General features: G+C 69.0%; 22 protein-coding genes. 7 read left to right on the plus strand and 15 right to left on the minus strand.

Going from position 1 to position 20,969, the window contains the following annotated elements; translation table 11 throughout:
* Window positions 1-7: 7 nt before the first annotated feature.
* The 3 genes from AXK60_RS06040 to AXK60_RS06050 all read left to right on the plus strand — a co-directional run bounded on the left by AXK60_RS06040 (window position 8) and on the right by AXK60_RS06050 (window position 1,620).
* Entirely contained in the window at window positions 8-652 is a 645-nt protein-coding gene (locus AXK60_RS06040; protein ID WP_068570195.1) for a nucleotidyltransferase domain-containing protein, read from the plus strand.
* 34 nt (window positions 653-686) lie between these two features.
* Window positions 687-1,022: a hypothetical protein gene (locus tag AXK60_RS06045; protein WP_342342451.1), complete on the plus strand. Its 336-nt coding sequence runs from the start codon at window positions 687-689 to the stop codon at window positions 1,020-1,022.
* Between the two features lie 157 nt (window positions 1,023-1,179).
* Window positions 1,180-1,620: a DUF805 domain-containing protein gene (locus AXK60_RS06050; protein ID WP_175399942.1), complete on the plus strand. Its 441-nt coding sequence runs from the start codon at window positions 1,180-1,182 to the stop codon at window positions 1,618-1,620.
* A gap of 154 nt (window positions 1,621-1,774) precedes the next feature.
* On the opposite strand, the gene AXK60_RS06055 is transcribed toward AXK60_RS06050, so the two are convergent.
* Complete coding sequence (locus AXK60_RS06055) at window positions 1,775-3,946, minus strand: 3-hydroxyacyl-CoA dehydrogenase NAD-binding domain-containing protein (protein ID WP_068570198.1); 2,172 nt, start codon at window positions 3,944-3,946, stop codon at window positions 1,775-1,777.
* Between the two features lie 33 nt (window positions 3,947-3,979).
* On the minus strand, window positions 3,980-5,191 hold the full coding sequence (locus AXK60_RS06060; RefSeq protein ID WP_068570199.1) for an acetyl-CoA C-acetyltransferase: 1,212 nt from the start codon (window positions 5,189-5,191) through the stop codon (window positions 3,980-3,982).
* Window positions 5,192-5,303: 112 nt separating this feature from the next.
* Between AXK60_RS06060 and AXK60_RS06065 the strand changes: the two genes are divergently transcribed.
* Both AXK60_RS06065 and AXK60_RS06070 read left to right on the plus strand, forming a co-directional pair.
* Window positions 5,304-6,887 carry a long-chain-fatty-acid--CoA ligase gene (locus AXK60_RS06065; RefSeq protein WP_068570200.1) on the plus strand — a complete coding sequence of 528 codons (1,584 nt, stop codon included), beginning with the start codon at window positions 5,304-5,306 and terminating at the stop codon, window positions 6,885-6,887.
* Between the two features lie 115 nt (window positions 6,888-7,002).
* On the plus strand, window positions 7,003-7,572 hold the full coding sequence (locus AXK60_RS06070) for an SMI1/KNR4 family protein (RefSeq protein WP_068570201.1): 570 nt from the start codon (window positions 7,003-7,005) through the stop codon (window positions 7,570-7,572).
* A 43-nt stretch (window positions 7,573-7,615) separates the two neighbouring features.
* Here the strand turns inward: AXK60_RS06070 and AXK60_RS06075 are convergent, their stop codons facing one another.
* Window positions 7,616-8,539: an oxygenase MpaB family protein gene (locus tag AXK60_RS06075; protein WP_068570237.1), complete on the minus strand. Its 924-nt coding sequence runs from the start codon at window positions 8,537-8,539 to the stop codon at window positions 7,616-7,618.
* A gap of 106 nt (window positions 8,540-8,645) precedes the next feature.
* On the opposite strand from AXK60_RS06075, the gene AXK60_RS06080 reads away from it, so the two are divergent.
* Window positions 8,646-9,854, plus strand: a complete 1,209-nt coding sequence (locus tag AXK60_RS06080) for a TetR/AcrR family transcriptional regulator (RefSeq protein WP_068570202.1) — start codon at window positions 8,646-8,648, stop codon at window positions 9,852-9,854.
* 2 nt (window positions 9,855-9,856) lie between these two features.
* The gene (locus AXK60_RS06085) at window positions 9,857-10,546 is read left to right on the plus strand and encodes an oxygenase MpaB family protein (RefSeq protein ID WP_068570238.1); all 690 of its coding nucleotides are present in this window, start codon (window positions 9,857-9,859) and stop codon (window positions 10,544-10,546) included.
* Between the two features lie 25 nt (window positions 10,547-10,571).
* Here AXK60_RS06085 and AXK60_RS06090 read toward each other — a convergent pair whose 3' ends face one another.
* From AXK60_RS06090 to AXK60_RS06145, 12 genes are all read right to left on the minus strand, one after another.
* A complete protein-coding gene (locus AXK60_RS06090) occupies window positions 10,572-11,441 on the minus strand; it encodes an oxygenase MpaB family protein (RefSeq protein ID WP_068570203.1) in 870 nt (289 codons plus the stop codon).
* A 9-nt stretch (window positions 11,442-11,450) separates the two neighbouring features.
* A complete protein-coding gene (locus AXK60_RS06095) occupies window positions 11,451-11,645 on the minus strand; it encodes a hypothetical protein (RefSeq protein ID WP_068570204.1) in 195 nt (64 codons plus the stop codon).
* Window positions 11,645-11,860 (minus strand): hypothetical protein, encoded by a 216-nt coding sequence (locus AXK60_RS06100; protein ID WP_068570205.1) that lies wholly within the window; start codon window positions 11,858-11,860, stop codon window positions 11,645-11,647. The genes AXK60_RS06095 and AXK60_RS06100 overlap by 1 nt, the downstream gene beginning before the upstream one ends.
* 16 nt (window positions 11,861-11,876) lie before the next feature.
* A complete protein-coding gene (locus AXK60_RS06105; protein ID WP_068570206.1) occupies window positions 11,877-12,641 on the minus strand; it encodes a hypothetical protein in 765 nt (254 codons plus the stop codon).
* Window positions 12,642-12,664: 23 nt separating this feature from the next.
* Complete coding sequence (locus AXK60_RS06110) at window positions 12,665-13,624, minus strand: MlaD family protein (protein ID WP_068570207.1); 960 nt, start codon at window positions 13,622-13,624, stop codon at window positions 12,665-12,667.
* The gene (locus tag AXK60_RS06115; RefSeq protein ID WP_068570208.1) at window positions 13,621-14,661 is read right to left on the minus strand and encodes an MlaD family protein; all 1,041 of its coding nucleotides are present in this window, start codon (window positions 14,659-14,661) and stop codon (window positions 13,621-13,623) included. Before AXK60_RS06115 ends, AXK60_RS06110 begins: the two co-directional genes overlap by 4 nt.
* Window positions 14,658-15,767 (minus strand): MlaD family protein, encoded by a 1,110-nt coding sequence (locus AXK60_RS06120; protein WP_068570209.1) that lies wholly within the window; start codon window positions 15,765-15,767, stop codon window positions 14,658-14,660. Before AXK60_RS06120 ends, AXK60_RS06115 begins: the two co-directional genes overlap by 4 nt.
* Complete coding sequence (locus AXK60_RS06125; RefSeq protein WP_068570210.1) at window positions 15,767-16,831, minus strand: MlaD family protein; 1,065 nt, start codon at window positions 16,829-16,831, stop codon at window positions 15,767-15,769. Before AXK60_RS06125 ends, AXK60_RS06120 begins: the two co-directional genes overlap by 1 nt.
* Window positions 16,819-17,838: an MlaD family protein gene (locus tag AXK60_RS06130; RefSeq protein WP_068570211.1), complete on the minus strand. Its 1,020-nt coding sequence runs from the start codon at window positions 17,836-17,838 to the stop codon at window positions 16,819-16,821. Before AXK60_RS06130 ends, AXK60_RS06125 begins: the two co-directional genes overlap by 13 nt.
* A 1-nt stretch (window position 17,839) precedes the next feature.
* Window positions 17,840-19,006 carry an MlaD family protein gene (locus AXK60_RS06135; RefSeq protein ID WP_082777856.1) on the minus strand — a complete coding sequence of 389 codons (1,167 nt, stop codon included), beginning with the start codon at window positions 19,004-19,006 and terminating at the stop codon, window positions 17,840-17,842.
* Window positions 19,007-19,010: 4 nt separating this feature from the next.
* Entirely contained in the window at window positions 19,011-19,868 is an 858-nt protein-coding gene (locus AXK60_RS06140) for an ABC transporter permease (protein ID WP_068570213.1), read from the minus strand.
* Between the two features lie 62 nt (window positions 19,869-19,930).
* Window positions 19,931-20,785, minus strand: a complete 855-nt coding sequence (locus AXK60_RS06145) for an ABC transporter permease (RefSeq protein WP_068570239.1) — start codon at window positions 20,783-20,785, stop codon at window positions 19,931-19,933.
* Window positions 20,786-20,969: the final 184 nt, after the last annotated feature.

Consider the following 20,969-nt stretch of genomic DNA (forward strand, 5'->3'; position numbering starts at 1 on the left):
TGGATGCATGCAGCTGAGCCGTCCGTTCGCCACGATCACGCCCACCCTGGATGGGGACGTCCTTGCCGTGCTGGCATCAACAGATGTCGCGTTCACCGTTCCGCAGATGCTCCGAATCGTCTCCCGCGGCTCGGACGAGGGCTTGCGGAACGCCCTGTCCAGGCTGGTCGGGACAGGAGTCGTCCACCAGGAGAAGGTCGGCCGGACCAGTACCTACCGGCTGAATCGCGCGCACCTCGCAGCGGAACCGATCATCGCGCTCGCCAAACTCAGCGAGACGCTGCATGAACGGCTGCGGGCGATGACCGCCAGTTGGGCGGAGACCCCACTGTTCGCCACGATCTTCGGATCGGCCGCAACCGGGCGAATGCGCGAGAACAGCGACATCGATCTGCTCCTCGTCCGTGCCGACGACGCCGACGACGAGGTGTGGGACACCCAGATGACGGACCTGGTGACTGCGGTGTCCGGATGGACGGGCAACGACGCTCGGCCGGTCGACTACACGGAGTCGGAATTGCGCGATGCAGCCGCATCGAGGGAGCCATTGCTGCAGGATGTCGTCAGGGACGGACTGACCTTCGCTGGGGACCGAGGGTGGTTCGTGTCACTGGTACGGAGGGCAGCTAGTGGCGGGCAAACGGAGCTGTAATGCGGTCGTCATCACCGGTCGGCTGGCGAAGGCGGTGGAATTCAACGAGGCGGCGGAGTTCCTCGAAGACGAGAAGCGCAACGCTGCAGGGGATCTGTTCGTCGACGCCGGCATCGCCGCAGCAGATGTCATCTGCTGCGTGCGACTCGGAGAACACTCGAACTCCACGAACCACAGCGAGGCGATCGCGCTCCTCGCCAAGGCGGACGCCGGAATAGCGAAACACCTGACGACCCTGCTCGGGCTGAAGAACAAGGTGGCGTACGACCACCACACCCTCTCGTCTCGCGAGTGCCTCAAGATGAAACGCGCTGCCGCGCACCTCGTTGAGCGCGCCAAACTGGTGGCTGCGGCCGCGGGAACGGCGTGACGAGGCACGTTCCGGTGCTCGCGGACGACACAATGTTGCTGTTCCTAAAACAGTAATGCTACATTGCGCACATCGGTGTTCGGGGTGCTGAACGGAGCGGTGTGAGATGAGTGATCAGTACGTGGTCGACAGGGATCCGCAGGACCTGACGATTCCCTTGCGCGGCGCGACCTTCGGCGAGGCGGTGAAGCGCTTCTTCCGGAGCTACTTCCGGTACTCGGGGCGGGCTTCGAAGAGTGAGTTCTGGTGGCCGGCCCTGGCGAATCTTCTCGCCATCCTGGTTGCGGTCGGGGTGATCGTGACCGGCGGCGTGCTCGGCGAGGAGGGTGCCGGTAGCCCTGTCATGGCGATCGGCGGGATGCTGATCGTCGCGATCATGATCGTCTACGGTATTGGTGGAATCTCGTTGAGCGTCCGCAGACTTCACGACATCGACCAGTCGGGCTGGTGGTATCTGCTCATCGTCGTTGCCGCCGCCGTACCCGTCGTGAACATCGCTGCAACCATCGCCGCGCTCGCGATCGGCCTGATCGAAGCGAAGCCCGGCGGGGTCCGCTACGACGCGCCGCGTGCGCAGCGGGACCGTCTCTTCTCCTGACCGGACGGCAGGCTTCGCTCAAAGCGCCACGCCGATTCCCCACGGGCGTCGGCCCACCCGGACCCGAGGCGCACCGTCGAACCGGGAAACGAGAGGTCCGGTACCACCCGCAGGCGGTACCGGACCTCTCGATGATGGTGCGGCTCAGTGAGTCCTACTCGTAGGTCTCGCCGGCCTCGGCCTTGGCGACCAGGGAGGCGGGCGGGGTGAACTGCTCGCCGTACTTGGTCAGCTCCTGCGCGCGGGCGACGAAGGCCTTGGGGCCCACGGTTCCGTCCGCGCCCTCGTAGCCGTTGATGAACTGCAGCACGCCGCCGGTCCAGGCGGGGAAGCCGATGCCGAAGATCGAGCCGATGTTGGCGTCGGCGACGGAGTCCATGACGCCCTCGTCGAAGCAGCGCACCGTCTCCAGCGACTCGGCGAAGAGCATCCGGTCGATCATGTCCTGCAGCGGGATGTCCTGCCCGGCGGGCAGGAGGTCCTTCAGGCCCGGCCACAGACCGGTGCGCTTGCCGTCCACGTAGTCGTAGAAGCCGGCGCCGTCCTTGCGGCCGGTGCGGCCCGCGTCGACCATCGCGTCGACGACGGCGTCGCTGCCGTGCGCGGGCAGCGGATTGCCGGCGGCCTCGGCGGCGGCGCGGGTCTCCTTGCGGATCTTCTGCGGCAGCGTGAGCGTCAGCTCGTCCATGAGCTGCAGCGGTGCCGCCGGGTAGCCGGCCTGCTGGCCCGCCTGCTCGATGAGCACCGGGTTCACGCCCTCACCGACGGCCGCGATGGCCTCGTTGACGAAGGTGCCGATGACCCGCGAGGTGAAGAAGCCGCGCGAGTCGTTGACCACGATCGGGGTCTTCTTGATCTGCAGCGTGTAGTCGATGACCTTGGCCAGCACCGCATCCGAGGTCTTGGCGCCGCGGATGATCTCGACCAGCGGCATCTTGTCGACGGGGGAGAAGAAGTGGATGCCGATGAAGTCCTCGGAGCGCTTGACGCCCTCGGCGAGGATGGTGATCGGCAGCGTCGAGGTGTTCGAGCCGAGGATGGCGTCGGGCTCGACGATGTCCTCGATCTCCTGGAACACCTTGTGCTTGACCTCGACCGACTCGAACGCCGCCTCGATGACCAGGTCCACGCCGGCGAAATCGGCGGCGTCGACGGTGGGCGTGATCCGGGCGAGCAGCTCCGCCGACTTCTCGGCGGTGGTGCGGCCCTTGGCCAGAGCCTTCTCCTCGAGCTTCTCGGAGTAGGCCTTGCCCTTCTGCGCGGCTTCCAGCGAGATGTCCTTGATGACGACCTCGATGCCGGCCTTCGCGGAGACGTACGCGATCGCGGCGCCCATCATGCCGGCGCCGATGACGCCGACCTTCTTGGCGGTGTACTTGTCGTAGCCCTCGGGCCGCGAGCCGCCGCCGTTGATGTGCTGCAGGTCGAAGAAGAACGCCTTGATCATGTTCTTGCTGACCTGGCCCGTGGCCAGCGAGACGAAGTAGCGGCCCTCGATCACCGAAGCGGTGTCGAAGTCCACCATCGCGCCCTCGACCGCGGCGGCCATGATGGCGCGTGGCGCGGGCATCGGGGCGCCCTTGAGCTGCTTGCGCAGGTTCGAGGGGAAGGCGGGCAGGTTCGCGGCGATCGCGGGGGACGACGGTGAGCCACCGGGGATCTTGTAGCCCTTGACGTCCCAGGGCTGCACGCCGCCCTCGGGGTTGGCCTTGATCCACGCCTTCGCGGCCGGGATCAGCTCCTCGACGGTGCCCACGACCTCGTGGACCAGGCCCACCTCCTTGGCCTTGGCGGGCTTCATGCGCGGGCCCTGCAGCAGGACGCCCATCAGCGCGCCCTGCAGGCCGAGCAGCCGGACGGTGCGCGTGACGCCGCCGCCGCCGGGGAGCAGGCCGAGGGTGACCTCGGGCAGGCCGATCTGCGAGCCGCGCGCGTCGGCGGCGATGCGATGGTGGGTCGCCAGAGCGATCTCCAGGCCGCCGCCGAGGGCGGCACCGTTGATCGCGGAGACGACGGGCTTGCCGAAGGTCTCGAGGCGGCGCAGCGCGGCCTTCATCGACTCGACGTTGTCGAAGACCTGCTGCGCGTCGGCCTTGGTGGCCTGGCGGATCAGGCCCAGGTTGCCGCCGGCGAAGAAGGTCTTCTTCGCGGAGGTGAGCACGACGCCCGTGATGGAGTCCTTCTCGGCCTCCAGGCGGTCGATGGTCGCGGCCATCGACTCGCGGTACAGGTCGTTCATGGTGTTCGCGGAGCTGGTGGGGTCGTCCATCGTCAGGGTGACGATGCCGTCGGCGTCCTGCTCCCAGCGGATCATGTTCTCAGCCATGTGATTGTTTGTCTCCGTAGTCTTTCCGGCCGGTCAGAGGCGCTCGATGATGGTGGCGATGCCCATGCCACCGCCGACGCAGAGGGTGATCAGGCCGTACCGGCCGCCGGAGCGCTCGAGGTTGTCGAGCACCGTCGAGACCAGCATCGCGCCCGTCGCGCCGAGCGGGTGGCCGAGCGCGATGGCGCCGCCGAGCGGGTTCACCTGTTCACGCTCGAGCTTCATGTCCTTCATCCACCGCAGCACGACGGACGCGAAGGCCTCGTTGAGCTCCCAGTGGTCGATCTGCTCCTTCGACAGGCCCGCCTTCGCGAGGACCTTCTCGGTGGCCGGGGTGGGGCCGGTGAGCATGATGGTCGGCTCCGAGCCGGTGACGGCGGTGGCGACGATGCGGCCGCGCGGGGTCAGGCCGGCCTTCTTGCCACCGGCCTCGTTGCCGATCAGCAGGAGGGCGGCACCGTCGACGATGCCGGAGCTGTTGCCGCCCGTGTGGACGTGGTTGATCTTCTCCACGGTGTAGTACTTCTGCAGCGCGACGGCGTCGAAGCCGCCCATCGCGCCGATGCCGTCGAAGGCCGGCTTGAGCTTGGCCAGGCTCTCGGCGGTGGTGCCGGGGCGGCGGTGCTCGTCGTTGTCCAGCACCGTCAGGCCGTTGATGTCCTTGACGGGCACGACGGACTTGGCGAACCAGCCGTTGTCCCACGCGGCCGCGGCGTTGGCCTGCGACTGCGCGGCGTAGGTGTCCACGTCCTCGCGGGTGTAGCCGTCGATCGACGCGATGAGGTCGGCGCCGATGCCCTGCGGCACGAAGTAGGTGTCGTAGTTGGTCGTGACGTCCTGGTGCATCGCGCCGCCGTCGGAGCCCAGGGGCACGCGCGACATCGACTCGACGCCGCCCGCGAGCACCAGGTCGTCACCGAGACCGGCGGCGACCTTCTGCGCCGCCATGTTGGTGGCCTCGAGGCCCGAGGCGCAGAACCGGTTGATCTGCACGCCGGCCACGGTCTCGGGCAGGCCCGCGACGGTGGCGGCGGTGCGGGCGATGTCGCCGCCCTGCTCACCCACGGGGGAGACCACGCCGAGCACGATGTCGTCGATCGCGGACGGATCCATCGTGGGGTAGCGGTCCTTGAGCTCGTCGATCAGGCCGACGACCAGGTCCAGGGGCTTGGTGGCGTGCAGCGCGCCGCCGCGCTGCTTACCGCGCGGAGTGCGGATGGCCTCGTAGATGAATGCTTCGGGCACGGTGTTCCTTCCATGGGTGACTGTCGTCGGGTAGGTCACAAGTGAATCACTATTCTTTAACTTTGTGCGATTCGGCTCCCCGTCGAACATGTTCTAGAACACAATCCCATACATGACCGCTCTTGAGAACATCGCCTGGTTCCCGCGCACGGAGGAGCCCCGCAGCTCACAGCGCAACACCTGGAACAACCAGGTCCGCAATCACGCCGTCATGCGCGGCGATCAGGTGGCCCTGAAGTACCTGGACAACACCCTCACGTGGGCCCGGCTCGCAGACCGGGTGAGCGCGGTCGCGGGCGCGCTGTCCGAACGCGGCGTCTCGTTCGGCGACCGCGTGCTCGTGCTCGGTCTCAACCGGCTGGAGTACATCGAGGCCGTCCTCGCCGTGACGGCCCTCGGCGGCATCGCCGTCCCCGTCAACTTCCGGATGGCGCCGCCCGAGGTGGCCTACCTGGCGCAGGACACGGGCTGCAGCGCCATCGTCTACGAGGCGCCGTTCGACCCGCTCGTCGCGGCCGCGTCCGCCGCGGGCGCCGAGTTCGGCCTGCGCATCCGGTTCGACGGTGCCGACGAGGCCGCGGGCGCCCTGGCCTACGAGGACCTCGTTGCGGAGGGGCGCACGGCCCCCGTCGTCGACGTGCCGGAGGACTCCCCGGCCCTGATCATGTACACCTCGGGTACGACGGGCCGCCCCAAGGGAGCGGTGCTCACCCACGTGAACATGACGGCGCAGGGCTTCAACAACCTCATCGCGCCCGGCACGGTGGACACCGAGGCCGTGGGCGCCGTCGCGGTGCCGCTGTTCCACATCGCGGGGTTCGGCGTGCTGGCCACCGCCTTCATCGCCGGGACCACGTCGGTGATCTTCCCGCTGGGCGCGTTCGATCCCGCGCACACGCTGGACGTCCTCGAGCGCGAGGGCATCACGACGATGTTCATGGTGCCGGTGCAGTGGCAGCTCGCGGTGGCGGAGCAACAGGCCCGCCCGCGCGACTTGAAGCTCAAGTACGTCTGGTGGGGCGCCGCGCCCGCCAGCGAGACACTGCTGCGCGCCCTGGTCGACACCTTCCCCGACGCCACCATCTGCGCCGTCTTCGGTCAGACCGAGATGTCCCCGGTGACCTGCGCCCTCTCCGGAGAGGACACGCTGCGCAAGCTCGGCTCCGTCGGAAAGGTGGTGCGCACCGTCGCCGCTCGCGTCGTCGATCCCGAGGGCAAGGACGTGCCGCGCGGCGAGGTCGGGGAGATCGTCTACCGCGGACCCAACATGATGGCCGGATACTGGAACAACGTCGACGCCACGCGAGCCGCCTTCGACGGTGGCTGGTTCCACTCGGGCGACCTGGTGCGGATGGACGACGAGGGCTTCGTCTACATCACCGACCGCGCGAAGGACATGATCATCTCGGGCGGCGAGAACATCTACTCGGTGGAGGTCGAGAACGCCGTCGCGGCCCACCCGGCCGTGGTCGAGGTGGCCATCATCGGCCGGCCCGACGAGAAGTGGGGCGAGGCCGTCGTGGCCGTGGTCAGCGTGCGCGACGGCGAGGAGCTGTCGGTGGAGTCGCTCTCGGAGTTCCTCAACGACCACATCGCCCGCTACAAGCACCCGCGTGACCTGGTGGTGGTCCCCGAGCTGCCTCGCAACCCCGCCGGCAAGATCACCAAGCCCGCCCTGCGCCAGCAGTTCGGCTGACGCGTCCGCGTCCTGTGTGCGATCGACCCCGCTCAGCGGGGTCGATCGCACACACGGCGGCGCTGAACCATCCGGTGGCGGATGCCGCCTGCACGCCTGACCTACGCTCGATCGTGTGAAAGTGCAGCTGACGGACCTGGCGCGGGTGGCCCCACCGCCCTCCGGCTCGCCGCAGGTGATCCGCGACTGGGCGACGATTGAAGCGCGTCTCGGACGGCTTCCGGCCGACTACAAGCTGTTCATCGACGTGTACGGTGCGGGACGCTTCTGGGGTGGCGAACTCGGTATCGCGCCTCCGGAATGGATAGCGTCGACCCGCGACGAATCGCCACGCGGGACGATCGGATTCCTCCGCAGCGAGGCGGCGCACCGCTCCGACGACGTGGACGTCGTGGGACACGGCTCCCTCGACGAGATCTACGGAACGCCGACGGACGAGTACCTCGTCTTCGGAGTCTCAGGGTGCGGCCAGACGCTGCTGTGGCGGACGAGCGGTGAGAACCCCGACCGATGGCCCGTCATCGCGACCAACGGCTCGGGAATCGACTACGACGGTGACGGCATGCTCAGCTACCTTATGGGACTGTTGGGCGGGACCGCCCCTACCGCGGCATTCGACGAGGAGTGGCTCGTTGACGTCATGGAACTGCATCCGGATGAGCCCTACGTGAGGGTCGAGCGCTAGCGGCTGGTGCCGGTCGTGCGATGCAATCCACCGCACGACCGGGTCAGATGAGGGGGCGGCGGAGCTTCGCGCGCAGTCGCATGTCCGCGAGGAGCAGGCGGTAGGGCAGGCGCCGCAGCGCGAGCGGGACGAGCCGGTTCACGCCCGCGAGAATGCGCCAGAACAGGTCGAAGCGGCGCTGATCGGCGGCGGTCCACTCGATCTCCATCGCCTCGCGGAACCGCGGCGCGAGGAAGCCGGCCGTCTGGAATCGGGAGAAGCCCTTGAGCGGGCCGGGAACCGCGCCGACGAAGGTGAGGTCGACGAGCTGACGCAGGTAGTCGCGCGTCTCGGTGGTGGGCCGGATCTTCTGCTCGCACAGCTCGATCCACAGCGCATCGAAATCCTCGGGGGTGGCGGGCCACATGTCCGGGTGCACCTGCAGTGTGGTGCCGAGCGGCGCGGAGTCGCGGTAGAACAGGGCGCGCTGCTCGCGGCTCATCCGCCCGCGCAGCAGCTGGTGGGTGTCCTCGAATCCCACGTACAGGCACATCGCCACCCACAGCTGCAGGTTGCGGTCCATGCCGTTGTACTTGACCGGGCTCTCCGAGGTGGGCTGCACCTGCCGGTGGGCGCCGTCGACGGCCTTGCGGTACCGGACCCGGTCACCCGCGTTCCCGAGGATGGCGACGGCGAGATAGGTGAAGGTGGTGCGGCTGCGTTTGATCGGATGCTTGTACAGCGCACCGGATTCCACTCGTGACTCCATCACGCCGTAGGCCACGGGAGGGTTGAGCAGCTGCATCACCACGTTCGCGGGGCCCGCTGCGGCGGAGGGCGCATCCATGGAGTCGGCCAGGACGGTCAGTACGTCCGCGCGTCGTTCGGGGACCGCCAGGGCGATCCGGTGTCCGGTCGCGACGGGGTCGACGGTGCGCCCGACCTCCGTCGGGACGTTCGCCGGGGCGAGGGGTGCAGTGGTGGTCATGCCGGGTTCCTCCGGAAGTTCCGTACCGAAACGGTGTGTGAACATTCATTTACTTAGTAGGCTCGACGGTACACCGCGGGCGAGCGTTCGTCACCGAGTAGGCTCGATGCGGAGCAAGGAGGAGTGGCAGGTGACGCAGGCGAAACGGAAGCGCCCCAAGGACCGGCGCGAACAGATCGCGCGGGTCGCTGCGGAGGATTTCTCCCGGCGGGGCTATCACGGCGTCGGCATCGAGCAGATCGCCGCGTCGCTCGACATCAGCGGCCCCGCGGTCTACCGCCACTTCCCCAACAAGTACGCCCTGCTCGAGCACGCGATCACCTCCGCCTCGGACGCGTTGACCACGGCCGTCGCGGATGCGGCGGAGAAGACTGCCGCTGAGCCGCCCGAGGTGCGGGTCGAGGCGATCCTCGACGCCGCGCTGGGCGTCTCCTTCGAGCGGCGCAACACGGGTGGCCTGTTCCGCTGGGAGCAGCGGCTTCTGGAGCGCGACGATCGTGCGCGGATCCGCCACCAGCTGACCGGAATGGTCGAGACCTTCGCGGATGCGGCGGAGGCGGGTCTCCCCGGCGCGGCGCGCCGCGACGTCGAGCTGCGGTGCGTGGGCGCGATCAGCGTGACGGGCAGCGTGACCGCGCACCGCACGGTCCTCGCCCAGAAGCGCGCGGAGGCGGTGCTCGCCGCCGCCGGGCGCGCCGTGTTGGCGCTGCCGGATCCGCCGGCGCCGTACCGGCTCGCGCCGCCGCCGGAGCCGGAGCCCGATGCGGGTCGGCAGGGGCAGGTGCTCGACGAGGCGATCGGCCAGATCTTCGAGCACGGCTTCCACAACGTGAGCATGGGGCAGATCGGCCGGGCCGCCGGCATCGTGCCGTCCGGAATGTACCGCTACTTCCCGAACAAGGCGGGAATCCTGGTCAGCGCGCTCGAGCGTGCCGCCGACGCGACGGCGCACGTGATCGACGAGGTGTCCGCGGCGAATCCCGAACCGCCGGAACGGCTCGCTGCTCTGGCCGAGGCGTACGTGCAGTTGTCCTTCCGCACCTCGCGACTGATGACGGTGTACTTCCGGGAGATCGGCAACGTCCCGGACGCGGATCGCAGCCGCCTCGCGAGCCTGCAACGCGCGAACATCGCCGCCTTCGCCGACGCGGTGGTCGCCGTCCGCCCGGAGCTGAGCGCGGCCGAGGCCACCTTCCTCGTGCACGCGGCCTTCGCCGTGGTCTTCGACGTGGGGCGTACCCGCCGCTTCGACCAGGACCCCGCCTTCCAGGCCGAGGTGTACGCGATGGTCTGCGCGGTGCTCTTCGAGGTGTGATCGTGGCGCGCAGCACCCGTGTCGATCAGTCGATCCTGTTGACGTACTTGGACACCGGCGCGTTCCGCGCGACGCTACCGCGGGCCGTGGGGCTGCAGGTCCTGCACCCGGCCATCGCCGCATCGTTCGACGATCACGTGCACACCAGTGTCTGGGGGCACAAGACCCGGAGTGTGGAGGCGCTCATCCGATTGGCGTACGACCCGGGGCATGCGATGTGGACCATCCGATACGCGCACGAGCACGTCAAAGGCATCGACGCGAACGGCGATCGGTACCACGCCCTGGATCCCGAGCTGTTCCACTTCCAGCACGCGACCTACGTCGATGCGCTGTTCACCGCGATCGGGGTCTACGGGCCGGGTCTGCGCGACGACCAGCGGGATCAGTTGTACGCGGAGTGCTGTCAGTGGTACGCGGGGTACGGCATCTCGACTCGCCCGGTCCCCGAGACGTGGGAGTCGTTCGTCGCGTACTTCTCCGAGGCCTGCGCAGGGCTCGCCGTCACCGCCGCGGGCGAACGGTTCGGTCGTGAGGTCCTGCGGCCCCCACGGTGGTCCATAGGCCACGTCCCGCGGTTCGCAGCCCGGGCAGTCCAGCACTCGCGGGCCAAGGAGCTTCTCGGCGTCCATCTTTCGTCCACCGAACGCGCCGCGTGGCAGCTCTACACGGCGGCCCGCCGGGCCCACTGAGCGGCGCTCCCGGCGGGCCGCGCAGTCAGATGATCGGCTTGCCCGCGCTGATCCGGTGCCGCAGGTCCATCATCAGCGAGTAGCTGCCGCCGAATCGCAGGAACCGTGGGATGAACCGGTTGACGAAACCCACGAAGACGAAGAGGTTCTCGAACCGGCGCTGGTCCGCGGCGGACCATCGCACCCCCATCTGCTCGCGGAAGTACGGCGCGAGGAAACCGATCGTGAGGAACCGCAGGAGCGAGCCGAACACCAGTCGCATCGGGAGGTTGATCATGCGCAGATGCAACAGGTCGTCGACGTAGGCGGCGACGGGCTCGTCCAGGCGGGTCTCGGCGCACGCGCGGACCCAGTAGTCGTCGAAATCGCCTCGGGTGGCCGGCCACATGTCGCGCGGCACCTGCAGCGAGGTCGCGAGGACGGCGGCCGACTGGTAGAAGCTCTCCGCGTGCTCCTCGGACAGCCTGCCGTGCAACAGCTGGTAGGAGTCCTCGAAGCCGATGAACAGGCACGCGGCCACCCACATCTGCAGATTCCGGTCGAAGGCGTTGTACTTCACCGCCGCGCCCGGCGCCGAATGCACCTGGCGGTGAGCGACGTTCACCGCCTCCCGGAAGGCGTCGATCTCCTTCTCGTTCCCCAGGATCGCGACGGCCAGGTACTGCGTGGTGGTGCGTGCCCGCTTCCAGGGACGCTTCATGAGCGCCCCGCTGTCGACCTTCGACTCCACGACCCCGTGTCCCACACCGGGGTTCATCATCTGCATGGCGACATTGGCGGCTGCTCCGGCGAACGACCAGAAGTCGAGCGCGTCGGTCACGGCGAGGCGGCGCTTGGTGTACCGGCGGTGGACGCCGGTGACGGGGATGCGGGTCTGCTCGACGGTGAGGACCATCGCGGGCTCCTAGCGGGTCGGGGGGAGGGTGGCGAGGTAGTCGTCGAGCAGCACGAGCCCCGTTGCCACGAGCCCGATTCCGACGATCACCAGAGCGATGAGGAACAGCCACGCGGCCAGCCGGACCACGGCCGGCACCTGCTGGCGACCGCCGAGGATCTTCACGTACTGGACCACCACGTCGATGATCCACACCAGCGCCATCACTGCATCGTCACATTCGTGAACAGGAGGACGGGCCAGCAGACGATCGCCCCGAGGAAGGAGACGATCCGGTCCAGGCCACTGAGGTTCCCCAGATGGTCCATGTGCGTGAGCGACCACACCAGGCCGATCAACCCGTACGGGATGCCGATCAGGATGAGGAAACCGATGAACTCGGAGACCTTCATCTCGTAGTCGAGGAAGCGTTGCAACATCTCTCGCCCTTCGGGGTCAGTTGGGGGTGCCCGACGGTGCCGGCGCCGCGGGAACGGACGGGGAGGCCGACGGTGCCGCCGAGCTCGACGGCGAGGCGCCGCCGATTCCGCTGAGCACGGCCGACGGGTTGGCGGGGTCGCCGGCTTCGGTGATCACCCAGGATCGGTTCCGGTCCAGCGTGACGGAGTAGGTGCTCGTCGTGACGGTGCCCTGCGGTGCCTGCACGTTCTGCGAGGACACGTCGACGGCGACCTTCACCTGGTAGATGCCGTTCACCTCGGACGTGGTCTTCGCGAACGAGGCCTTGCCGGTGGACGTCAGGCGCAGGGGCGTGAGCACCTCGCGCATGAGATCGACGATCGCGTCGAACTTCTTCGACAGCTCGGGCGTGGTCCCCGCCTTCACACCGTTGAGCCACGGCGTGAGGTCGCGGTAGTCCATGGTCGCCGCCTTGACCGCGTAGTCGGAGGCGATCTGCTCGGCGCGGGCCCGGTCGGCGGTGGCCTCCCGCTCGGAGCCCAGGGTGCGGGTCTGCAGGACCAGCAGGACCGATACGACGATCAGCGCGATGACGAGCACCGTCGCGAGCACGGTCTTGACGGTGCCGGCCGGGCCCCGTCGGCCCTGGGGGCCCGGAACGTCCGTGCGGGACGCGGCCGGGATGCTCTTCCCGTCCGCCGTCGCAGCGCGGGACGGGCGGCGGCCCTTGGTGAGGACGGTCCGCTTCTCGTCGGTCTCGATATCGGGTTCGTCCCGAACGTCGTCGTGCTCCTGCGGCATGTCTACCTCTCGGTGGGGTCCGGTCACGGGCGGGGGATGGTCAGGGTGACGCGCGCGGCGCCGTCGGTACCGGCGACCTGCAGTGCGTTCGACAGCAGGGTGCTGAGGTCGATCTGGGGGACGGTGCGGTTGAGGGCGGAGAAGATGGAGATGAACGGCCCGCCGGTCGTGGCCAGCGCCGGTAGGAGCTCGTCCAGGTACGGCTTGAGGCGCTTGAAGAACGGATCGATGGTGTTCAGGAAGGGGTCCGGCGCGTCGAGCGTCATCACCATCTTCTGCACGGCCTCGACGGCGCTGCGCACCACGCCGGTGGTGTTGTCGAACTCGACGCCGAGGCGCCGTATCGCGTCGGGCGTCCAGCCGAGATCGGCGGAGTAGATCTGGGTGTCGGAGAACATCTTCCGGATGGCGGGCATGCGGGTCAGCACCGTCGAGCTGAGCAGTTGGCCCGCTCTGCTGAGCGTCGCCAACTGGTCGTCGCGTCCGGAGGTGGCCTGCCAGGCGGTCTGCACGATCTTGCCGAGGGCGCCCGTGTCCGCGGTGCGGTTCAGCGCGGCGAGGGCCTGGAAGACCTCGCTCACCGATCGGGACTGCGAGACCGCGGTTGCGGCAACGACGCTCCCCGAGGAGAACACGGCACCACCCGAGGAACGGGGCGCGATCTCGACGTAGGGCTCGCTCAAAGCGCTGAGCTGCTCGATCGACAGCGCGGAGTCCACGGGGATCCGGTACTCCGACGGGTAGCGCAGGCCGATCCGGACGCCCTCCGTCGACGGCTCGACGGACGTGACGTCGCCGATCCGTACGCCGCGCAGGAGGATGGGCGAACCGGTGGTCAGCTGGCCGGTGTGCGCGAGTTTGAGCGACAGCGTCGTGTACTGCACGCCGGGCCGGATTCCCATGTAGCCGTACAGCAGGATGAAGAGACCGACCACGAGCACCGCCGTGAACGTGATCGCGTTCGCCACCAGTTCCTTCCTCATCGGACGGCTCCGATCATCCGCATCGCCCGGACGGCCTGCTCGGCCTTCTCCGCGGTGGGGACGGCCGACCCGTCGGACACCCTCGCCACGTTGATCTTGGGGCCGTGCTCCACCCACGGGATGATGGTGTCGCGAAACAGGTTCCGGAGGTTGATCAGGTTGTCGGGCCGAGTCCCGCCGACGGGTCGGTCCAGCAGGAGCAGCGGCCCGACCACCTGGGTGAACAGCGCGGCGAGGTCGCGGACGCCGGGGACCAGCGGGGCGGTGTTCCGCATGAGGGGCGCGAGCGATGCGAACACCTCGACGACGCGGGCGGTCTCGGCGATCGTGGCCCACCGGGTGAGCCCGGTCGGGGACAGGTATTCGCTCAACCGCTGGTGCTCGGCGGCGACGGTGCCCGTGACGCCGACCACGGACCGCAGCGCCGCGTCGAGGGAGCGGGTGTCGTCGGCCCACGCCCGCACCGTCGTGGCGAGGTTGTCGGTGATCTTGCGCGTGCGCGCCGGGTCGTCCGGGAAGGCACCGTCGATCCGCTGAACGGTGTTGCCCAGCTGGGCGACTCCGCCGCTCCCGAGGAAGCCGGACAGGCTCGTCATGAGGTCCTCGATGTGATCCGGAGGCCGGCTCTGCGCCAGCGGGATGAGCCCACCCGCGCGCAGTGTCTGCGCCTTCGAGGTGGGGGACGACGCGAGGGCGATGTACACGTCGCCGAGCAGCGTGTCCTGGCGGAGTTCGGCGGTGCTGTCGGCGGGGATCGTCGCGGGCTGCGTGATCGTCAGGGTCGCGACGGCGCGGTCGCCGTCGAGGCGGACGGACTTCATCGTCCCGATGGATCGGCCGTTGAATCGCACCTGCGCCTGGTCGGGGAGGTTGAGGGCGTTCGAGAACTCCACCCGCAGGGGCCATCCCGACGACCAGGTGGACGGGGTGGGCAGGGTCGCGGGACTCGCGCGGAGCACGCCGACTGCACCGAGGCCGAGTACGACGAGGAGCAGCAGGGCGCGGATGATTCTGCGCCGCAGGGTCGGTCGGTTCATCGCGCGGCTCCCGTCCCACGGAGGATGGCGGAGATCAGGTCGACCTCGATGTGCCCGGGATCGATGACCCGGCACTGCCCCGGCGCCAGCTGGTTGATGTTCGCGCACGTCAGATCGGGATTGCGGGCGACCATCTTCGTCGACGGCGGCGTGTAGACCACCTTCAGGCCGAGGGTGCGCTGGTCGAAGGACACGTTGAAGGCGTCGATCAGCGGCGGCAGGAAGCCCAGGAGATCGCCCCAGTTCTTCACGCCGGCGCTCACCAGACGCGATGCGGGGATCACCGTGTCGAGGATCGGCCACAGGTTGTGGCCGTAGTGGGAGATCAGATCGCGCAGCATCTTCCCGAGCGGGATCAGGGCGACGGCCAGCGTCTCGGTGGTGCGGGCGGTCGGCACGATGACGTCGGCGAGGCCGTCGGGCGTCGTGAGCAGGAGCTGCTTGAGCGGTGCCCAGTTGGAGGTCATGCCGTGCGTGAGCGAGGAGAGGGCGTCGATCGTCTGCCCGACATCGCCGATGCCGGGCCCCGGATCGTCGAGCAGTGCTGCGAGGCTGCCGATGACACCGTTGACATCGGGGCCGGTGCCGTCCGTGGCGGCGGCGAGGGATTTGATCGAGTCCTCCACCTGCTTGGCCTGTTCGGGGCCGCCGCCGGTGGTGAGCTTCGTGGCGGCGTCACCGAGCGAGCTCAGGCTGTGGCTCAGGGACTGCGGCGTCTTCGTCTTCGTCAGGCACGAACCGGAGCGCAGTGCCGGTCCCTTGCCGGCACCGTCGACCAGCGCGAGCTGGCGCGAGGCGATGAGGGAGGCGGAGACGGTGACCGCGCCGGCGTCGCCGGTGAGCGCCTGATCGTCATCGATGTCGAACTCGACGCGCGCGGCGGCGTTCTCGGGTCGGATCGCGGTGACCTTGCCGATCGGGACGCCGAGCCGGGTGACGGGGTTGCCGACGTAGAGCCCGATCGCGTCGGGCATGAGAGCGCAGTAGCGGGCCTGCGCCTTGCCCGGCGTGCTCGCGACGTACAGCGCGCCGGCGATCAGCGAGCCGATCGTGCCGATCGCGATCGCGGTGACGAGCCATTTCGAACCCAGGATCCTGGCGAGCATCAGCAGGGAGCTCCTTCCAGTGGGATGCAGTACTGGGACGAGATCGTGGGCACGGATCCGTCGAGGACGATCGTCCCGTCGGGTTTGACCGACGACTGCAGGCGGCGCAGCAGGTTCATCGCGTCGTCGATCATCGTCTGGTACTTGGCGAGCAACCCGCCGATCTGGCCGGACATGAGGTTGAACTGCGCCTCCATGGACGCGAGGTCGTTCTGGTAGAAGTTCGCCGGGGGGATGATCCGCTTGAGGACGGAGTCGAAGGCGCTCATGAAGCGCTTGTACCCGGCCACGTTGAGGCGCGCCGTCGAGAAGTAGATGTTCATGTCGCGCATCACCTGGGTGAGCGCGTCACCGTTGCGGTTGATCGCGGTGCTGTACTCGGAGAGGGTCTGGACGAAGCCGCCGACCTCCTCCTTCTGCGTCGAGATGCTCTTCACGACGCCGTCGAGCGTCGAGAGCAGTTCCTTCATCTGCCCGGGCCGCCCGCTCGTCGCGCGCTGGATCTGTGCGAGGGACTCGCGCAGCGGCGCGGGGTCGATCGCCCGGATCTTCGGCTCGGCCTGCTGGAAGGTCTCGACGAGGCTGTACGGGATCGTGACGCGCCCGGCCGGAATCACCGACGAGCCCAGGGACTTCGTGCCGATCGAGTCGATGTCGACGAAGTACCCGCCGACGCCCGTCAGCATCTTCACGGCGATCCGGGACTGATCGCCGATGTGCACCTTGTTCTTGATCCGCAGCCCGACGGAGACGTGATCGCCCGCCAGCTCGACGCGCGCGACGGAGCCGACCGAGACACCGGCGACGCGGACGTCGTCGCCCGAGCGGACCATCCCGGCCTCGGGGAAGTCCGCGGAGTAGGTGGTGGTGCCGACGGGGCGGACCGCCAGGACCGAGCTGGCGATCATCACCACCAGCGTGAGCCCGACCCCGAGCGCACCGAAGAAGAGTTGGCGCGCACGCGAACTGGGTAGCGCCCATGCCTCCTCGAGGCCGGACGCGAGGTTCAGGGCCACTCGGTAGCCGTCGCGGAGCAGGGTCATGGGGAGGTTCAGCGCCGACACAGTGTCACCTTCGATCCGCGGAGGAAGACCTGAAGGCCCGCAGGTAGTTGTGCTTCGCCGCGGCTGCAGCCCGTATCGCCGCCGGCTGCGGGAATCCGTTGCTGCGTCAGGTTCGCGAACAGGCCGGGCAGGAGCGCCGCGAGGTCGACGAGGCTCTGCAGGCGCGGGAGTTCGGGCCGCGCCAGCTCGATGAGGGACGTGCTGGCCGGCTGCAGGCCGGCGCCGCGCAGCAGGGCGTCGGCGGCGGTCATGAGCTCTGCACCCTGATCGGAGAGGATCGTGGTGGACGGTGCGGCGTTCCGCATCACCTCGCCGATGCCCTGTAGGTAGCCGATCACCGTCGGCAGGGCGGTGGACTTGCCGCCGAGGCTGTCGTTGATCGTCTTGAGGTTGCGCACCAGCGTCTGCAGCAGCGCCGAGCGGTCGTTCGTGAAGCGACTCAGCGTCTGCAGCGCGTCGAGCAGCGGACCGAGCCCGGAACCGTCGCCCTCCACGACGGCGGCGATCGACTGCGCGAGGTGGTTGATCTGCTCCGGCTGCATCGCGGCCAGCACGGGTTGGAGCCCGTTGAAGATCGTGGTGACGTCGAAGGAGGGCACCGTCCGGCCCGTGCCGATCGTGGATTTCGGGGCGATCGCCGCGGCCCTCGCGTCACTGGGCGAGAGATCGAGATACCGGAGCCCCGTGAGGTTCTGGAAGCGGATCGAGAGCGTCGTGGCCGTCGTGAGGCGCTGGGCCCGGTCGACGGTGAACGCGACCCGCGCGAGCGTGCCGCGGGCCGTGTCCTCCTGGTCGAGCGCGACCTCCTCGACCTTGCCCACCTGCACGCCGAGCAGCCGGACGTCGTCGCCGGGGCGCAGCCCCGACGCGTTGGTGAACAGTGCCGTGTACGGGGATTGGGCCGCCTGCGCGGGCCGGGTGAGGGCGCGCACGGTGAACGCCGCACCGACGGCCACGAGGACGACGAAGATCAGCAGCAGGGTTCCGGGGTTCTTGGCGGTGCGCATGTCAGCGGCCCCTCGTCGTGGTCGGCGCGGCTGCGGTGGACGACGGTGCCGGGGTCCCGCCCGCGGGCCGGGCGGTGGTCGGCGCCGTCGACGGGGGCGTGGCCGGCGCGGGCGCGCCCGGCGGGGTCACCGAGAACGACGGTGCCGGGGGCAGCAGCGAGGAGATGGCCGGGAACTGCTGGAAGGTGACGTCCAGGTTGAGGACGGGGCCGGATCCGTTGTCCGGCATCGACCTCCGGATCCGCTCGATGAGTTCCTCGATCTGCCGGCCGTTGCGCGCTGCGTCGGGAAAGCTCGTGGTGGCCCGGGTGGCGAGCTCGCGGATCGGCACGAGGACCTCGGTGAGGGCCGCGACGTTCGGTGCGCTGAGCAGCGCGGCGAGGGCCGGTGCGAAGTCGTAGGCGAAGGCCTGGATGGTGTCGTGCTGCCGCTTCGGGTAGCCGGGGGTGTCCGGCCCGGTCCACTCCCACAGGGTGCGCAGGCCCGGGAGCATGCGTTTCATCGACGTGTCGAGGGAGCCGAGGGTCGCGGCGATCGTCGGCAGGGTCTGCGCGGTGGGGATCCGCTGGGTGTCGGCGTTGGCCTCGGCGATGGCGCCGATCGCGCCGAGGAAGGGTAGGAACTGCCGGGTCGTGGTGTCCGCCTGGGCGATCAGCTGCGCCATGTGCGGGCGGAAGCTCTCGCGCTCCATCGTGCTCAGGGAACGGAGCAGGGATGCCATCGTCCCGTCGTCGGGGGTGCCGAGGGGCTCCCACGACGCGCCCCGCGCCAGGACCCGTCCGCCACGGCCCGGGGTGAGCGCGACGACGGTGAGGCCGAAGGTGTTCCCGGGGGCGAACGCGACTTTCACCGCGTCCGTCACCAGGTCGTCGGCTGCGCCGTTGAGCCGCAGACCCACGCCGAGCCGGCCCGACCCGTGGTCGGTGATGTCGGTGACCTCACCGATCCGCAGCCCGTCCATCTCGACGGCGGTGCCGGGCCCGACGCCGGGCGCCACATCGCGGACCACGAGCGTGAGCGTCTTCGGCGGCGTGGAGACGACCGACCGGACCAGCCAGAAGCCTGTCACCAGGAGCACTGTCGCCAGGATCGCCGCGATGCCGCGGCGCAGCAGCACTGGCCCGGGCGTCATCATCCCCGTGACCGGGGAGACCAGGTTCGTCGTCACGCCGTCACCCCTTGAACACCAGGTCGCTGTTGATGCCCCAGATCGCGAGGGTCATCAGCATGTCGAGGACGACGATGGCGACCATCGACGCCCGTACCGCGCGGCCGGACGCCACGCCCACGCCCTCGGGGCCGCCCGAGGCGAAGAAGCCCTGGTAGCAGTGGATGAGGATGACGGCGCAGATGAACACCACCACCTTGGCGATCGACGCGACGAGGTCCGCGGGGGAGAGGAACTGCTCGAAGTAGTGCTCGTACGTGCCGGCGGCGTCGCCCTGCGCGAGTGTGACGATGGTGCTCGAGGCGAAGAAGCTCACGATGATCGCGATGAGGAACACGGGCACGATCGCCACGATCCCCGCGATCATGCGGGTGCTCACGACGAACGAGATCGACCGCAGGCCGAGTGCCTCGAGGGCGTCGATCTCCTCGGTGATCCGCATGGCGCCGATCTCCGCCGTCATCCGGCAGCCCGCTTGGACGGCGAAGCCCGCGGCCGCGAGGATCGGTGCGAACTCGCGGGTGTTGGCGAGGGCGGCGATCACGCCGGTGAGCGGGCCCATGCCGAGCAGGTCGAGGGTCGAGAAGGCCTGCACGGCGACGGTGCCGCCGACGGCGAGGCCCAGGACCACCATCATCAGCGACGTGCCGCCGCCCACGATGACGGCGCCGCGACCCCAGGTGAGGTCGGTGACGGTGCGGATCGTCTGCTTCGGGTAGCTGCGGATCGCGTGCGGGATCAGCGCGATCGACGACACCGTGAAGGAGAGCATGTGGCCCAGGCGTGCGATCAGGACGCGCAGGGCGTCGTAGACCGTGCCGAGGGTCCGGAAGCCCTTCGGGCGGTAGCGGGCGATGGTCATGAGTCAGCCCACCCTCGTGTGGGACGTAGAGGGCAGCGCAGGGCGCGTGTGAAGGCTCATCATCAGCCCACCCGCATGGGGAAGTAGCTCGTGTAGATCTGCGTCAGCGCGAAGTTGAGGACGATGATGCCGACGGTGGACACGACCACCGTGGTGTTCACCGAGTCGGCGACGCCGCGCGCCCCGCCTTTCGCCTCGAGACCGTGCTGGCAGCCGAGCACCGCGATGATCAGCCCGAAGATCGCGGCTTTGAGCAGGGAGAAGCCGAAGTCGCGGGTGGTGGCGTAGGCGCCGAAGCTGAGCCAGTAGCTCCCGGACGTGACGTTCTGCCCGAACACCGCGAGGTAGTACGCGGCGCCGATGCCGACGACGGTGATGAACACGCAGAGCAGGGGCGCGACGAGGGCGGCGGCGACCATCCGGGGGACGACGAGCCGGCGTACCGGGTCGATGCCCATGACGCGCATCGCGTCGACCTCCTCGCGGATGGTGCGCGATCCCAGGTCGGCGGCGATCGCCGACGCGCCGGCGCCGCCGAGGAGCAGACCGGCGGCGAGCGGCGCGGCCTGCTGGATCACGGTCAGGCCGCTCGCGGCGCCCATCAGGGAACCCGCACCGATCTGGTTGACGATGCTGCCGACCTGGATCGTCACGATGACGCCGAAGGGGACGGCCATGAGGAAGGCGGGCACGGCGGTGACGCTGACCAGGAACCAGGCCTGGACCACGACCTCGCGAACCGGCACCTTGGCCCGGAGCACGTCGGCCACCATCGACACCGTCGCGTTGAGCACGAGTTCGACGGTCCGCCCGAGCGTGCGGACGGGCCCGAGCGCGTTCGCGTCGAGGTTCGCGCGCAGGGCCGCGATGGCTCCGGGCCGGGCGACCGGAGCGTCCTGGGGTGCCTGTTTCGGCATGGGCGCCTCCTTCCGCGTCATATGTTAAGGAACATTCTCTATCTGCGGGCGGTTTCGCGCACATATTCACGAACGCTGTGTCAGGGCGCTGATTTCGCAGGTGGCGACGGGTTGGGGTAGCCTGGTGCGGTTGCCGTCACGGCAACACTCCTGCCGTGGAGAGTCCACGGCCGCATAGTCCATA

This window comes from Tsukamurella pseudospumae (assembly GCF_001575195.1).
Taxonomy (GTDB): Bacteria; Actinomycetota; Actinomycetes; order Mycobacteriales; family Mycobacteriaceae; genus Tsukamurella; species Tsukamurella pseudospumae.